The sequence below is a fragment of the Arthrobacter sp. B0490 genome (genome assembly GCF_002929355.1).
Classification (GTDB): domain Bacteria; phylum Actinomycetota; class Actinomycetes; order Actinomycetales; family Micrococcaceae; genus Arthrobacter_D.
In genome coordinates, this window is the sequence record NZ_PJIR01000003.1 from 545,875 (window position 1) to 560,682 (window position 14,808).

At 59.8% G+C, this 14,808-nt stretch carries 13 protein-coding genes; 6 read left to right on the forward strand and 7 right to left on the reverse strand.

Annotated elements, in window-relative coordinates; all coding sequences use genetic code 11:
* The first annotated feature begins 591 nt into the window (after window positions 1-591).
* Window positions 592-2,151 carry an HNH endonuclease gene (locus CXQ97_RS07975; RefSeq protein ID WP_104180285.1) on the forward strand — a complete coding sequence of 520 codons (1,560 nt, stop codon included), beginning with the start codon at window positions 592-594 and terminating at the stop codon, window positions 2,149-2,151.
* Window positions 2,152-2,160: 9 nt separating this feature from the next.
* Window positions 2,161-3,093, forward strand: coding sequence for an HNH endonuclease signature motif containing protein (locus tag CXQ97_RS07980; RefSeq protein ID WP_104180286.1), 933 nt, complete (start codon window positions 2,161-2,163; stop codon window positions 3,091-3,093).
* Window positions 3,094-3,542: 449 nt separating this feature from the next.
* Here CXQ97_RS07980 and CXQ97_RS07985 read toward each other — a convergent pair whose 3' ends face one another.
* The 7 genes from CXQ97_RS07985 to CXQ97_RS19450 form a co-directional block, all read right to left on the reverse strand.
* Entirely contained in the window at window positions 3,543-4,436 is an 894-nt protein-coding gene (locus CXQ97_RS07985; RefSeq protein WP_104180287.1) for an HNH endonuclease, read from the reverse strand.
* 12 nt (window positions 4,437-4,448) lie between these two features.
* Window positions 4,449-6,101, reverse strand: a complete 1,653-nt coding sequence (locus tag CXQ97_RS07990; protein ID WP_104180288.1) for an ATP-binding protein — start codon at window positions 6,099-6,101, stop codon at window positions 4,449-4,451.
* A gap of 3 nt (window positions 6,102-6,104) precedes the next feature.
* Window positions 6,105-6,545: an EcoRII N-terminal effector-binding domain-containing protein gene (locus tag CXQ97_RS07995; protein ID WP_104180289.1), complete on the reverse strand. Its 441-nt coding sequence runs from the start codon at window positions 6,543-6,545 to the stop codon at window positions 6,105-6,107.
* Window positions 6,542-8,329, reverse strand: a complete 1,788-nt coding sequence (locus CXQ97_RS08000; RefSeq protein WP_181035008.1) for a DEAD/DEAH box helicase — start codon at window positions 8,327-8,329, stop codon at window positions 6,542-6,544. The genes CXQ97_RS07995 and CXQ97_RS08000 overlap by 4 nt, the downstream gene beginning before the upstream one ends.
* Before the next feature lie 165 nt (window positions 8,330-8,494).
* Window positions 8,495-9,019 (reverse strand): very short patch repair endonuclease, encoded by a 525-nt coding sequence (locus tag CXQ97_RS08005; RefSeq protein ID WP_104180291.1) that lies wholly within the window; start codon window positions 9,017-9,019, stop codon window positions 8,495-8,497.
* 59 nt (window positions 9,020-9,078) lie between these two features.
* Window positions 9,079-10,389: a DNA (cytosine-5-)-methyltransferase gene (dcm, locus tag CXQ97_RS08010; RefSeq protein WP_104180292.1), complete on the reverse strand. Its 1,311-nt coding sequence runs from the start codon at window positions 10,387-10,389 to the stop codon at window positions 9,079-9,081.
* Between the two features lie 368 nt (window positions 10,390-10,757).
* Window positions 10,758-12,221: a HEPN domain-containing protein gene (locus tag CXQ97_RS19450; RefSeq protein ID WP_181035009.1), complete on the reverse strand. Its 1,464-nt coding sequence runs from the start codon at window positions 12,219-12,221 to the stop codon at window positions 10,758-10,760.
* A gap of 161 nt (window positions 12,222-12,382) precedes the next feature.
* Between CXQ97_RS19450 and CXQ97_RS08020 the strand changes: the two genes are divergently transcribed.
* From CXQ97_RS08020 to CXQ97_RS08035, 4 genes are all read left to right on the forward strand, one after another.
* On the forward strand, window positions 12,383-12,637 hold the full coding sequence (locus tag CXQ97_RS08020) for a hypothetical protein (protein WP_146069600.1): 255 nt from the start codon (window positions 12,383-12,385) through the stop codon (window positions 12,635-12,637).
* Between the two features lie 2 nt (window positions 12,638-12,639).
* Window positions 12,640-13,065 carry a hypothetical protein gene (locus CXQ97_RS08025; protein WP_104180295.1) on the forward strand — a complete coding sequence of 142 codons (426 nt, stop codon included), beginning with the start codon at window positions 12,640-12,642 and terminating at the stop codon, window positions 13,063-13,065.
* 108 nt (window positions 13,066-13,173) lie between these two features.
* Window positions 13,174-13,524, forward strand: a complete 351-nt coding sequence (locus CXQ97_RS08030; RefSeq protein ID WP_104180296.1) for a hypothetical protein — start codon at window positions 13,174-13,176, stop codon at window positions 13,522-13,524.
* 565 nt (window positions 13,525-14,089) lie between these two features.
* Window positions 14,090-14,808, forward strand: a 719-nt coding sequence (locus CXQ97_RS08035) for a hypothetical protein (RefSeq protein WP_146069602.1), incomplete at its 3' end; no start/stop codon positions are given.

Below are 14,808 nucleotides of genomic sequence, written 5' to 3' on the forward strand. Positions count from 1 at the left end.
GTACTGCCCAAGGTGATTGGTTGGTCGGGTCACGCGTGGTATACCTCCAACAGTTGTCTTGGCCTGCGTTGATCGTATCCATTGTGGTACAGGGGTAGTTCCGCCCAGCGGGTTGCGTCATGTCGGTTGGGCGTCGCGAATATAGGTCGCAGGGAAATGTGCGCCTGACGGAGACCCTGAGAACAGTCGTCGCTCAATTCGGGGTTCCGTCGGCCCCATGCAGCTCGCGGTCGTCCTGTTCGAACTCATGCGTTCGTCCGACTTCTCAAAGTGCTTACGCCGTAAGCGTGCCTGTTATCAGCGTCGGCTATTCCTACCCAGAACCGTCACGCTTCTTCCCCTCGGGTGCGACCGGCATCCGGTGCGGCCCGCTCCACCACTGAGACGGGCTGGACCGTCTCACCAGGCGACGTCCTTCGTCTGGTTAGACGGGTCGCGTGGTGGGAGGGACGCGACCGTACTGCGGTTCGCTGAAGTGCCTGCACAGCGCGACTGGGCGGGATCGTTCATCAGCGGTGTGTACGGAACTGATTTGTATGGACCGGGCTGCCCCTGACATCCCATAAGGTAGATCTCGACGAAGGAGAATCGGTGCCGATCAACATCTCGCAGGCTATGCGCAAGAAACTCCCGGAGGGGGAACGAACCACTGCTGATCAGGCCCTCTGGGATAAATCGGGCGGTCGCTGCCACCTATGCGAAGAGCCCCTCAACCGCGCATCGGATGACATTCAGGCCGATCATGATGTTCCTGAAGCGGAGGGTGGGGCCACCGATCTGACCAATCTCAACCTCGCCCACGGGTCGTGCAATAAGGCAAAACGCAATGCGAAAACCGTTCCGATCAGGCCCTACCTCAAGCTGACCGCGTTCGCCAAGAAGAGGGGCGGCCGCATCAAATATGACGGCTTCCTCGAACACTTCGGGATTGTACCGATCCCGAGCGTAGTCACCGTCAATGAAGCTACGGCTACATTCGAGCTACCGGATAAGTCCGCCGCTACGATCCCGGTCTTCGAGGAGACGAACACGACCGGCACCCATCGGTACGTCTTCCTGACCCTTCCACGAGAGGCAATTTTCAACGACGATGACTGTCAGCCGCGCGTGGTCCGCACTGATCACGCTTGGTCCATCTACGTTGACATGCAGCGAAATGTGCTGCATGAACCGCCGAGTTGCCGACTCGAATCACTTGACTTCGGGAAACCTGTCCGTCTCCTCCTCTTCGACGGTCAACACAAGACACTGGCGAGCTGGATGATGGGCCGGACCAGCGTGACCGCAAAGGTCTATTTGGACATGACAACGGCCCAAGCAAATGAGCTTGTCAACTCTATCCAGGCAAAAATTAAGAAGCTGCCGCTGTCTCCGTTCGAGCTTGCGGGCAAGATGGCTGACGAGTGGGAAAATAAATTCACGGAGTACGAGGAGGAAGTGGGGACTGCGGCGGTCTCGGAAGCTGGCTTCCTTGCGTGGCTTCCCCAGACCGAGCGTGCCCGAGGGAAGGCTGCGCTTCAGTCAGCGTTGGTCCAGAACGTACTGAGCTCCACCGACTTGCGCATCACCTCGCATGTCAAGCGCCCGGGCACCGTGGCAGCCTCATTCAGCTTCACCGAGCAGACGCTGAAGGCAAAGGTCATTGAGCGCCTCGTGGCCAAGGAGGCCCAGTCGACCAAGGGCGTCTCGGCCCAGACAGGCCGGGACATCGAGGCGTCCAATGTTGTGACCCTTCTGAACACCCTCAATGACAACGCTTTCGAGCCTGGCGACGATGATGCCGCACTCACCACCATCGAGGTCGAGCGTGCCCGCCGAATGTGTTATCAGGGGTCACTTTCCTACATTGCGGATCTCATTCGACGCATGTACGAGCGGGTGGTCATCACTGCTACTTCGAAGAGCCCGATGTCCGCGACACTGACTGAGAATCAGCAGACGGAGCTTAGCACTGCGATCAATCGAATTATCAGTCACCCCGTATGGACGGCTGATTTCGATCGTGATGCGAAAATGAAGGCAGTCAAGACCGCATTGGAGAAGAACCAGGACATTGCCGAGGCATTTGAGGACGTCGGCCTGGATCTTTCGTTCTTGGTCATGGGCAAGGATGCAACACCCTACAAGACCTACTGGGCTTCATCCCAGTAAGGTAAGCAGATGACAAAGGCGTGGCTGCTTCTGGCCGTTGGAGACGACCGCCAGCACGGCGGCAATGACGGGTATGACGACGAGCCCGATGCCCACTACAGCTGGGATAGTACGGTCGGGAACTCCGAGGCCTTGGCAGTTGGGGATGCGATCGTGCTATGGGACAAGAAGAGGTCCCTTGGCATGTCGGTCATCGAGTTCATCGAGACCGGTGAGGATGACAAGATTTTGCGCCGATGCTCGAACACCACATGTCTTAAGGCCGGCATTAAGGCGCGGAGCACAATCCGACCACTTTATAAATGCTATAAATGCGGCGAAGAATTTGACGACCCCATCACTCGAATCGAGCGGGTCAAGACATACAGGTCCCGCCACGACGGAGGCTGGGATAACCTCGAGGGCATCCTGACGGGAGACGAGCTCCGCCAGCTGGCGATGGCGCCAAAATCCCAGCTGAGTCTCCGCCCTTTGAACTGGACTGCCTTCGAGTCTGCTCTCGCGTCGAAGGGGCACCTGTTGTCGACCGCCGCAGTCGGGAAGAGGCTTGCTGACCTGCCCTATGGTGGCCATACGGAAGCCACTGTTCGCGTCCGCGTCGGTCAGGCTAAATTCCGCAGGGCCCTGTTGGATAGACAGGGTCTACGTTGCGGCCTGACGGGCGATGCCCCGGAGGAAGTCCTGGATGCCTGCCATCTTTACAGCTTTGCCGCCCTTGGTGTTCATCACGAACACGGTGGTTTGCTGCTCAGGCGCGACATCCATACCCTGTTCGATCGTGGTCAAATTGCCATCGATCCAGTGACACAGGAAATCGATGTGCACGCTGACCTTGCTATGTACCCTCAGTATGCGTCGTTGGCCGGCCGCCAGCCGGCTATTGCGCTCTCACCGGGTCAGCTCAAATGGGTGGCGCGGCACTGGAAGCAGTATCGACCGTAATCCGAATGAATGATCGTACAGATTGAGCCACCGAAATACCCCTTCACGAGATGCGCAGGAAATAATGAGGGCGCATTCAATGGAACATGTCGAACACTCGGTGAACTGGTTACGGGTCCGGCCTACCTCCAGTAGCCACTACTACCTCCAACAATCAGGTGTTGCGACGACCGGCTGAAACTACAATGAACCCCTCCACCTACTCGGGAGAATGCGGCGCCCACCCACCGGCAGCCTGGCCCTGATGACCTAGTTCAGCACCGTGGTCAGGATCGGGCCATTCTGTCGCCGCAGGCGGCCCCGCGATGTCACAGCGGGAATCGTGCAAACGGATACAAGGTAGTCGTTAGACCTGCCACTGATCCCGCCGATCATGTCGGTGGGTTAGTCAACCTTCGGGGCTGCCGCCACACTCCGCGTATGAAAAGCAGCCTGTGCCATGACGCTCCTCAGGTCTCCTGCAGGGAACTGCAGGTGGTGGAAGAACCTTCCAGAAGAGGAAGTGGTGGAAATTTTAGTGGCAGTCCGAGGAGTTCGCGTATTTCCGCCGGCTGGTATGGCGGGGTCCGGCGGTGTGCCACCGAGTGGCAGTTGCTACAGAGTGGCACGAGGTCGCGGATGGGATCAACGAGGTACTGGCCGCCCATGGCCGAGACGGGAATCCGGTGGTGGACTTCGATAAATCCTGCAGCGGTTGGACCATAGCGTTCTCCGAAATCGAGTTCGCAAACCCAGCATCGGGCATCGTAGTGGCTGATGCATCGGAGGCGGTTGATGGGGTTGCGTTCGTAGCGGTTTACTTTGATGTTGGTTAGTGCGCCCTCGGGCAGCGGGTCGAAGGGGAGAATCTCTGGCTCTTCGTCTTGGTCGAGGAGCCCGCTTAGTGCCAGGACGAGGGCCGGCGATGCCACGGTAAGGAGGCTGCGGGTGACCTCGTCCGGTGTCAGTGCGGGGATCCGTGCCCAGCATTCGATACCGAAGGACCGCCAGAGGCCACCGGGCGGATTGCGCGGGTCGTCGAGTATTTCCTGGTTGACGGTGATGGTGAGCGTCACCTCATGGGAACTGATTTCCTCGACGGCGTCGCGCCACACGTTCGGGTTGTCCTGGGCCCACCGCCCGAGCTGGCGAACGAGCGCGCCGGCATATTCTTCGGGCAATACGGTTGCGGCGGCACTGGTCATTGTCCGGGACAGCGCGATGACCAGTCCGCGGCCCGGCTCGATACCGGCCAGACGTGCTCCGGCGCCGGCGATGCCCGCCTGGGAGATTGTGCATGGGTCCAGTGACAGGGTTGTGAGGGCGCTCAGTTGCGCCAGTGCGTCGTCGAGGGTGCGGTTCACGGTGTGCCGTGGTCAGGCGTCGTCGGGGGTGTTGGGGGAGGGCAGGTCCTTAACGAGCTTGCGCAGGTTGCGGCTGATGTCGACGCGGATTTCCTCGAACATTTCCTGCGAATCGGCATTGGTAGCGTCGAGCTCGGCCTGCGCCATCGCGTAGAAGAGGAATTCAATGGCCTGAGCCATGGTGCTGTTGGAGGCGACCGGAAGGTAGGCCTTCTGGTACCAGTCGTGACCGGTGTTCAGTTCGACCTGAAGGATGTTGTTGGTCGAGAGGGACATGTCCCAGAGCACTCCGTCCTTCAGGGATTCCCGGCGGACGACGTTCATGGTGGTGAATTCGTCCTCGACCGTGACGTTGATGATTCCGGATGGTTGGCCATCGGGTCCGATGACCGGGACGTTTCCGGTCTTGTTCACCATCATCACAGCACCGTCGGTGCCCGCAGTGATGGTCGGAATGGTGAGGGTGCTTTTGAGACGGCCGAGGGTAACCTCGGTTGGCCGGGTGCCGCTTAGACCGATGGTGGCGGCTTTTGCGTTTCCGGCCCTGGAGCGCTTGTTGGCTTCACGCCTGAGCGGTGCGAGGATGTCGGTCAACTGCTCGATGAGTGTTTCATCGATATGCACACCGGACTTCTTGATCCCGACACCGAAGACGGGATCGAGCTGGGCGTCGAATGACAACTCTACGCGGAGGTTATTGATGTGTGTCTCGGCGGCTCCGGTGCCAAGCCAGCCAGGCCCGTCGATGAGCCGCCCTTCCCTGTAAAGGTAGATTCCCTGACGTCCCAGCGATACCGCGGCTTCGTGCCATGCTTGCAAATCCCCGACTTCGTCCTTACGGGGCAGGATGAAGGCGCGCAGCACGGCGGTATGGGGGTCTCCCTCGGCGATCTCGAAGGTGAATTTCTTTTCCTTCACCATGTCCCCGCCTGTGGCTTCGGCGAAGGGGTCCCATGCATTGAGCTTCTCGCCGTTGAGGTAGATGTTGACAGTGCGGGCCCTGCTGTCCTCCGGGTCCAAGAAACGCTGGAAGACCATTCGCAGGTGCTCGCGCAGCACCGTTTCGCTGCGTTTCATGGCGATCGAGCGGTTCTTGGCCTCCTTGCCGTTGCGTGTCCTGAGAAGCCTGTCGATCTTGTCCCACAGGATGAGCGTGCCCGATCCGGGGTCAGTGCCGGCAAGGGAAGACAGCTCGTCCAAAGCGTCGTCGAGGACTGCCTTCTCGGTCCCGTCGGCAGTGTCATGTTCGAGAACCCAGTTCCCTGTTGCGACGACCGTGTCAAGATCCCATGCCGCTGCGTAGGACTGCGTGTCGTCGAGCGGACGTGAGATTACGACCAGGCGCTTGCAGAACTGTGTGGATGCCGTTTTCAGACCGAGGCCGAACTTGCTTAGGCTGTTCTGGTCCTCCTGCCTGTCGGCGCCGTATCTCATGGCATTTTCCAGACCGTCAAGGTCCATGCCGACGCCATCATCGGCAACGTCCACGACGGGATTGTTTTCTGTGTCCAGTCCTATCCGGATGGAGATGTTCTCCGCGTTGCCCGGGCCGATCGAGTTGTCGACGATGTCGGCGATGGATGCCTCGAAGGTGTATCCGGTATCCCTGAAGCCTTCGATGACTCGGGTAGTGTCCGGGATGACGATTTTGGTGTTTTTTGCCATGACTCAGTCCTCTGTGTCGGTGATGATCATGCGCCATCCATTGCGCAGTATTGTTTCTGTCCGCATTGGTACCGCCGGATTTTCGGCGTCGTGAAGCACCACTTCGATGTCGCCGGAGCCGTTCCGCCGGAATGCGAGTACGTCTCCCGCCGTTGCTGACAGGGCGCGCAGCATCTGGGTTGTGTGCGTCAGCCGGTATTCGTTTCGGGTGCCTTGGTCATGCGTCTTGTTGTTGTAGTAGATGAAGCGCAGCGGCCATTGCTGGCCTGTCTGCGGGGTTGAGACTGTCATCCAGAAATCAGGGTTGTAGGAGGCAGCGTCTAGGGGGGGAAAGAACCCGAGGATGTCCAGGTTCTTTGGAATGGTGATTCCTGCTTGGTGGGCCCCTGTGAGACCAAGATCGTTTGCACTCAGGAGTTTTCTAACCTCTGCGGGCCATGTCATTGTGCAGGTCCTTTCTTCGTGGTCGTCGCCCCGTCATCCACGCGGCCCGCGAGGGCGCGTTTCCAGTCGGAGCGCAGAAGCGCGTCCTCTTCCACGGTCTTTTCGTAGAAGAGGTGGTGAACGGTCACCGGCAGGGTTTGCTTTCTGCGGTGGGCCCGTGCCGTGGCCTGGCTGGTTAGTGCCGGGTTCCACTCGGGGTTGAAGTGGACAACATGGTTCGCTGCGGTGATGTTCAGCCCGACGCCGGCGGCCTGGGGATTCATGAACAGTGCCCCGGCTCCGGAAAAGCTGGTGAAAAGATCGATGGTGGCTTGACGGTCTGACGGTGGAACCCTCCCGTCCAGGACAGCAAGGAAAGCATCGGGGTGACCGGTTCGCGCGGCGTCGAGCAGCGAATCGAGAGCCTGTTGGAAGGAGGCGTATACCAGGACCTTCTCCCCCCTGCTGAAGGCCTCTGCAATGATCCGCAGGGCGTGTTCGGTTTTGGGGGCCATGTTTTGCCCATTGTCCCAGCCATGCCCGTCCGCATGGGCGCACAGGACCCGCAGTGCCGTGATGGCGGCCAGGGGGCCGGCGCTGCTGGCGGCCACATGTGAATATCGGCTGGCAGTGTCAGCCGGGAGTTCGAAGGCGGTTTCGATATTGACCAGTTCGGGCAGGTCGGTTGCGACGTCCGCGACCAGACGCCGCAGGGTGACAGGGGAAATGATTCGCCCCAGGGATTCGGCCCGTTCAAGTTCATCGGGGAAGGCCTGCTCGAAGGCCTCCCTGCTGCCGAGCAGGGCCGAAACGACGAACTCAGAAATAGACCACAGGTCAAGAAGGCGGTTCTCCACAGGGGTTCCGGTCAGGGCGAGGGAAACTCTGCGCTTCAGGGCCTTGACGCTTCGCGCCCGGCCCGTCTCCGGGTTGCGGATCATCTGGGCTTCATCTAGAGCGAGGATATTCCACTGGATGTCCGCGAGGAAGCTCAGGTCGCTTGTCAGGGTTTCATAGGAGGTGATGACGACGTCGTAGCCGATGAGGGAACCAGCCACACCGGTGCGCAGAGGACCCGCATGGATGACGGGCCTCAGAGCCGGTGCTAGATGTCCGATTTCCCGGAACCAATTGCGCAGCAGTGACGCGGGACAGACAATCAGGGAAGGACCACGGCTGTACTGGTCCAGAAGCAGGGCGATCGCCTGCGCGGTTTTGCCAAGGCCCATCTGGTCCGCCAGAAGCACTCCCACACCGCGTTCTGCCATGGCTACCAGGAACTCCGCTCCATCCTGCTGGTAGGGGAAAAGATCGATCCCCAGACCCATGGACGGGAAATCTCTGGTCGCCCTAGCCGGCGCCGGCCCGTCATATGATTCGGTGTCATCCACCACCAAGCCCGTTCCGCTCGCATCGGTCATCACGGCTAGGTAGGTCCCAAGCGGGACTCTGGAATCTTGGCTTATGGCGTATTTGTCGAGGAGCGCGAAACAGGCCCTGACCGCGATCTCGTTTAGTGGATACCAGCGGGAGGCGTAAATGACACCCTGGGCGTCCATGCCCGGAACCGGGATGAAAGCCGCACCCCGACGTACACACACATATACACGCACCTCATCAGGCAAGGTTCCGCGAAGAATGACTACCGGGGCCACTGCGATGCGGCCGAAATGCAGGCCCGTTGTCCGGCGGATCTCCTGCTCGGGGTCAGCAGCGGCCTGGGTGATCTCCTGCACTGTGGCTGGCCGCCAGATCACCCGCTCGCGCATGAGGATCTGGGCATTCAGGACTTTCCACTTATCCATGTACGGCCCGCTCCTGGCGGTTGGGGCCGATCCGGCACGTCTGGATCCCATCTAGATATACGGCAGACCTAGCATCTCTGACCATGGCCCATGCGTCGTGAGCGAGGTCCGCAGCTGATGACCTGTACGTCTGGCTGAAGCTGTAGCCGGAGAGGTGCCCGGGCCTCATGCCCGCCATTCCTTCATGTACTGCTCCCCTATAGTCTGGCTGCCAATCTGCTCCGCTGCAGGCCGGATGGAGCGTCCTTCGGGACCCTGCTGCCCAGATGGTTCAATCCTGACCCATCCCGCGACGTCGTCGAGCAGTGCCACCGGATCCTTGCCTGCGGCCTTGAGACCACACTCCCAGACGATACCGACCCGCCACCCGCTGCCCGCGAGCTCGGCGATGACACGCCGGTCTCGTTTCCTGTTCTTTGCGAGCTTGTCCCGCCAAAATTCCTCGCGGGTCTTCGGCCACCGGAACAAAGGGCAGTCATGCTGGTGCCAGAAACACCCGTTGAAGAACACCACAGCATGGTGCCGGGGCAGAACAATATCCGGCTTCCCCGGCAGGTCCTTCACGTTGAGCCTGTACCGCAACCCTCGGGCGTGGAGGCCCTTGCGGATCACAAACTCCCCTTTGGTATCTTTCCCGCGGATCCCGGACATCATCCGCCTTCGGGTCGCAGGATCCACAACATCAGCCACCCCACACCCCGGCTCCCACCCGACCGGTCACCGTCCTCGCCTCCGTCTCCGGGATGGGGTTAACTGCTGACCATGTCGGTGAAGAGAGGAACATCCGCCCTGCCCGTCCCGGCCTCCACCGCACTGTCCACGGCTGTCGCCTGCGCGGCCTCTCTGGCCTTAATGGCTGTCACATGGGGGGCAACAATACGGGCGACTTCCTGCATGACCGGCGCAACGACGCTATTGCCGAACTGACGATACGCCTGGGTGTCACTGACCGGTATCCGGAAGGAGTCGTCGAACCCCATCAGGCGCGCGCACTCCCGCGGAGTGAGCCTGCGTGGCCGATCCGCTCCCTGAGCGACGAGGATCTCGGAACCGTCCTTGTAGTAGCGGGCGGACAGTGTCCGGGAGGTACCCGTCGGGTGAACCAGCCCGAAACCAAAACCATTGCCGGCGGCCCTGTGCTTGGCAGCGTACGTCTGCAGGTACGCCCACAGCCGCGGAGTCAGGGTGAACTTGTCCTGCACCTTCTGGTTGTCATGGTCGAAATACCGGTCACCGTCCCACTCCAGCACAGGCTCCGTCCCGTCGGTGCGGTGCAGGATCGTGTCCAGTTTCGGGCCCACCGGTGGCAGCTCAAGGTCGTCCCAGGTGAAATCGGTCGGCTCCCGGAAACCCACGATGATAATGCGTTCGCGGTGCTGCGGGGTGAAGCTGATTCCGTCAATGATCTTCGTGTGGACCTCGTACCCGAGTTCCTCCTCGAGGGTCGCCATGATCACGGCAAAAGTCTTCCCCTTGTCATGGGAACGAAGATTCTTGACGTTCTCGAGCATGAACGCGGCCGGGCGTTTCTCATCGATAATCCGTGCAACATCGAAAAACAGGGTCCCCTGCGTTGCGTCCTCGAACCCATGCGCGCGACCCAGAGCGTTTTTCTTGCTGACACCGGCGATCGAAAACGGCTGGCACGGGAACCCGCCGAGCAGGACATCGTGGTCCGGTACCAGATCAGCCTCGTACTGCTGAATGTCCCCGATGAACGTGTGGCTGGCGTCCTCGTCGTCCGGAAAGTTGGTCAGATACGTCTTCTCCGAAAACTTGTTCCACTCACTGGTGAAGACGCATTTGCCGCCGTGTGCCTCGTAACCCATCCTGATTCCGCCGATACCGGCGAACAGGTCGATGAACGTGAATTCCGGGTTGTCCTCCGGCTGCCTCAGCCCGAGTAGCTCCCGCAGGGCTGGCGCGAGCATCGTCGGCAAGGCCGTCTCGTGATGTTCCCACCGGGCGACGGTCCGGACCGACATCCCTAGCATCTCGGCCAGCTGCCGCTGGTTGTACCGGGCGCGGGCAAGGTCAAGCAGTTCATATACGCTGTTCATTTCATCCTTTGCGGGGTCACCTTCAAGCCATCTTGTCACCCTTTTTACCCCAGGTGTGACGGGCTCGTCCGCAGTCATTTGACCCACCAGTTGTGCGCTTGCCGAGCTGAGTGAGGCCGTGGCAAAGCTAACGGCTGCCGAGCTGGAGGGTGCCATGCATCAGCTGGAGGGCATCATGGAAGCCCTGCCCGTTGACGTCGAGAGCGGGGCCGACAGGCGGATCCGGTACGGGATAGAAGCCCTGAACACGGGATATCACATTGGGCGTATACCTACGGCCGTATTGGAAAGTAAGGCCCACCTGCGCTAGGTCAGTGGTTTCTAATCACACCGGGTCGGCCATCTCCACCCCCGCGAAGGCGGCGTTTCTACCGTTCCCCAGACTGTGTTTTCTTTTGCGCTTCGGGAGCACATCCCAAGACTCGGAGGAACTGTGCGCGGACTATCCCGTCCAGTAGGCGAACAACGTCGAGGAGCTCGCGAGGGTCAAAACCTCTATTCCCATGAGCAAGATCATTTCGAATGACGCGAAGAGCGCCCGCCCAATCTGTCGGTCCGTCGGGTTGATCTATAACTGATTGCACCAGCGCAGTCCGTGCCAGTTTTGGTGCGAAATCAATCGGCGCTCCGGCGGCAACAGCTTTGAGTCGCTTATCTAGGTTCTCGGGAGGTCGATTGGAAATACAGTTCTTGATAAACTTGAAGTGATCTTTACTTAGGGGAGTTTCTTTCAGTGCGCTTAATACGCACTTGAGCGTTTCCTTGTGTTTATGCAGACGTTCAGCATAGGCGTCTTGGTCCTCATAACCGTGGAGACCCTCGATGGCCTGTATGAGAAGTAGATAAGTGGATCTAGGGTGCTGGATAGGTGCAAACATCATCGACCCGTATGTCTCTAGGAGCGGATGATGCTCGGCTTGAAGCTCTTGCCAGCGCCGTATCAAAGCAAGCACCCCGTGGCCGTCCTCGGAGAACGTGAAGGATTGCCGAGCCTTCCGAACTACGCTGTCTCGGGACGCGAATGGAGCTTGAGTTAGAGCGGAGCCGTAAACTTGATGCGAGCCCCAGATAGACCTATTCTCGTCACCTTCAAGCCCCACTGCGAGATACGTAGTTGCTGCCTGCTTCCGCGTCGCCAGTGAGATGAGCCTCCTCATGGGTTCGAGCCAGCCCGAAAGGGCCGAATCGAAGGAAATGGCCTGCTTGAAGCTAACCACGATTAGCGGACTGAATGCCACTCGAAAGAAGTACCCGTCGGCTGAAGTGGATGAGGTTACGTACCGAAATTCCACCTTAGCGGTGTGATCCGTCCACTCTAGATTGCTTCCGGGATTGGTTTCCGCGCCGAAGGACAGTCCCTTGTTGAGCTGAGCACTTACATTGGGAAGAGTTACAGATTTGATCGGCGTAACCCCACTTACAGCATCTAGGTGCTCGAATTGCATTTCGAGTCTACTGATCAGGGGTTCGTCGTCTTGGTGCTCCTGACGACCGATCAGAGCGGCTCTCGCATTAATCACAGCGCGCTCGGGATCGACTATTTGCAGACGCGCGTCGAGCAGGATCACATTCAGGCCGTTGAGCAGGCGCCCTCTTAAGTCTCGATGCTCGACGAACTGTGGGAAGGATGCTTTGCGTTCGTCGATTCCCTCTTCGACGGATTCCCACAGACAGGGAACATCACCGTAGACCTCCGCTATCGGTTGAGTATCTGCTTCGAGCGTCAGATCCCCGCTGAGGATTTGCAGTCGTCCGTCCATTCCCGGGATCGACCATTCGACTCGGTAGAGGCCGGGCTCCAGAGCCATGCTGAGTGGTACACCATCAGTCACCGTGGGTCCGCCTTTCGCAATTTGTTCCTTTAGGTCAGGTCGGACAGTACCGTAAGTGACTCTTAGACAGACGTGAGTTCGCATGCGGCCCGCAACCTCCTCGCTGCTCGGTGAGACCGCCGATACCCTCAGTCCGAGTCTGCCACAGCGACAATGGGTTGGTGATTGAAGTCGAGAAGTACGGGTACAAGCAGGGCGCGAAGGGCGATTTCGTGCCGGTGGAGTTCATCAGACGCGGCCGCGGGAAGCAGACTAGGGTGCTCATCCGGCACCTGACGGAAGAAATGGACAGCCTCGAGGAGTGGGTTCCACCTGGCCGGCTGCAGGTCCCTTGGGCGGACGTCGACCAACGGCGCCTAGATAAGGCGAAGTGGAGAAAGCTGACTGCCGACTCGAGGCCAATCAGCGAGGCCTGAAGATGGCTATCAGCTGGACTGTGGATATCATCCTCGAGCCCGGACTCATGGAGCACTGCTTAGACCAAGGTGAGGGAATGAGCTTGATCTTGGACATCCCTGCCGTAGAGCAAGCGATCGACTCCCCGGTACCCAGCCACACGATCGCCTACAGCTCCGACCGCGGGATCTTCGTCCCGAGGGACGTCACCCCTACGATCGCCCGGGTCCTCGCTGCCCGGAACGCTGACAGGATCAACTGGCTAGTCGAACAGCAGCAGGCCGAGCGGCGGGAGATAGAGCTACGGAACACCGTGCTAAGGGGTAGGACCCCCAAGCACCGTCAGGACGTCGCCGACGAGGAGGACCTGCTCCTGTCGTGGCGCTACCTGCGGGAGTGGTCCGCAGCCAGTCCGCAAGAAGTCCGCGAAAGCCCAGATCCGGGCTAAGTCGCCCAACCACGAGAAGCCCGGAATCTAGCGGAAGGCAGCACCTTTCAACGTTCCACAATTATTAGCCCGGAGTTCTGGATCAATCCCTCGACCGGTACGTCTCCATTGGCCAAGACTGTCTACGTGGTGATTCGGCAGACGAGCTCCACCGCCTCGGTCACGCTCATCTCGGATGAGTCCAACTCGAAGTCGTCGCTTGCACGTGTCGCTAAAGAAGACGGCTTGTGGCTGCTGTACTTCGTCTATACGAATGAGCCGCGCCTGGAGGTGCGAGGACGCAGCCCGATTCACTACGGGTCAGCCGTGCTATCTGCCACTGGTTCGCCTGCGAAACGCCTAGAGGGTGGCTACTGGAGCGACCGTGACTCCAAGGGTCAGCTTAAGCTGACGATGCGATCGAAGAAGCTCGCCGAAGACTTCGAGGAAGCAGGAGACGCTTTGAAGAAACTGAACTAGGGCGTGTCTCCTAATGATGCCGGATGGTGTGCGGGACGATATCGGAGTGTCACGTGATGCTGTTCCAACGGATGCCCATGGGCTCGGATTCGTCCTTTGCTGCCCTCGTCCTCCGGCCGGGCGGAGCGCCTGTTCAGGATTCCCTTATCGGATCAGTATTCGTAATCATCAGCCGGGTACGGGCCGCGCCTAGTGCACGTCGACGGTGTCGTTGATGGTCCACCACAGTGATACGGCATTCCTCCACGGCCTATGGACCACGGTCAGGCCCGGGCGGGCCGGGCCCTGATCGCACCATTCATGGCATCAATGCGGCAAGCGTTACTATCCCCGAGCTCCCCCCCCCCCCCCTTGAGTGAGACCGCTCAAGGGCTCACCCACATCGGCGGGGATCCAGAGGCGCTCATGCCCCTGCATGAAAGCCGGTGTTGGAGGTTGCTGGGCCAGGGTTCCAACCGGTGCGCCAGCGGCTCTTGCCGGAGATTTGCCTTATAGATTTGGCTTGGTTGGCTGGTAGTTAGAAATGCTGACGTCGTGATGGGTGGCTGAGCGGTGGCAGGAGAGCATGTTGAGGAGACTGGACGGTAAGGTGGAGCTTGCTACCGAGCTCGACCGCCTTTCGGCTGAAGACCCGGTTGCGGCCGCCGCTCCGCGTGCAACCGGCATCGCCAGCTACCTGACCCACGGCATCAACACCGAGATGGCAGCCGGTAACGATGATGGCCCACACTGGCGGCTGACACTCCAGCTGCTCCAACGGCTGAGTATCTGGTGGCACCCCGGCGGATACGCACAATTGCCGACCATGACGCCGTGGTGCATCCGTGACCGCTCCGCCCGATACGATCAGGGGCCCGAATCCTGGGGAGCCCCACGCGAGGACGGGTACCTGCGTGATGACAACAGCATCATCAAAAAACTGCCGCTTGCCTTACCTGTCATCGCTGCGGCTGATCACATTTACACGGATGGCAAGGCATGGCGCGGCTTTACGGCTTGTCATATCTGGCGCAACCTAGCCGACGGCGGAGTTGGGGGAACCGACCCATGGATCTATTCCTTCATGGCCAACCTCGTGTGGATTCCCTCGCCGCTCAACTCTCTGACCGACCACCACCCACGTGTGCAGGCACTGCTGCAGGTCACCAGCCAGGTTATCTTTCGCGGGCACGAAGGAACATCCACGGCCGCCTACACGGACCACGTATGGAACCGCCTGGTTCCCCCCGGTAACCCGACATCCGTAGTGCCGGAGATGGATCTGGATGAGCTCGCGTTCTTCGA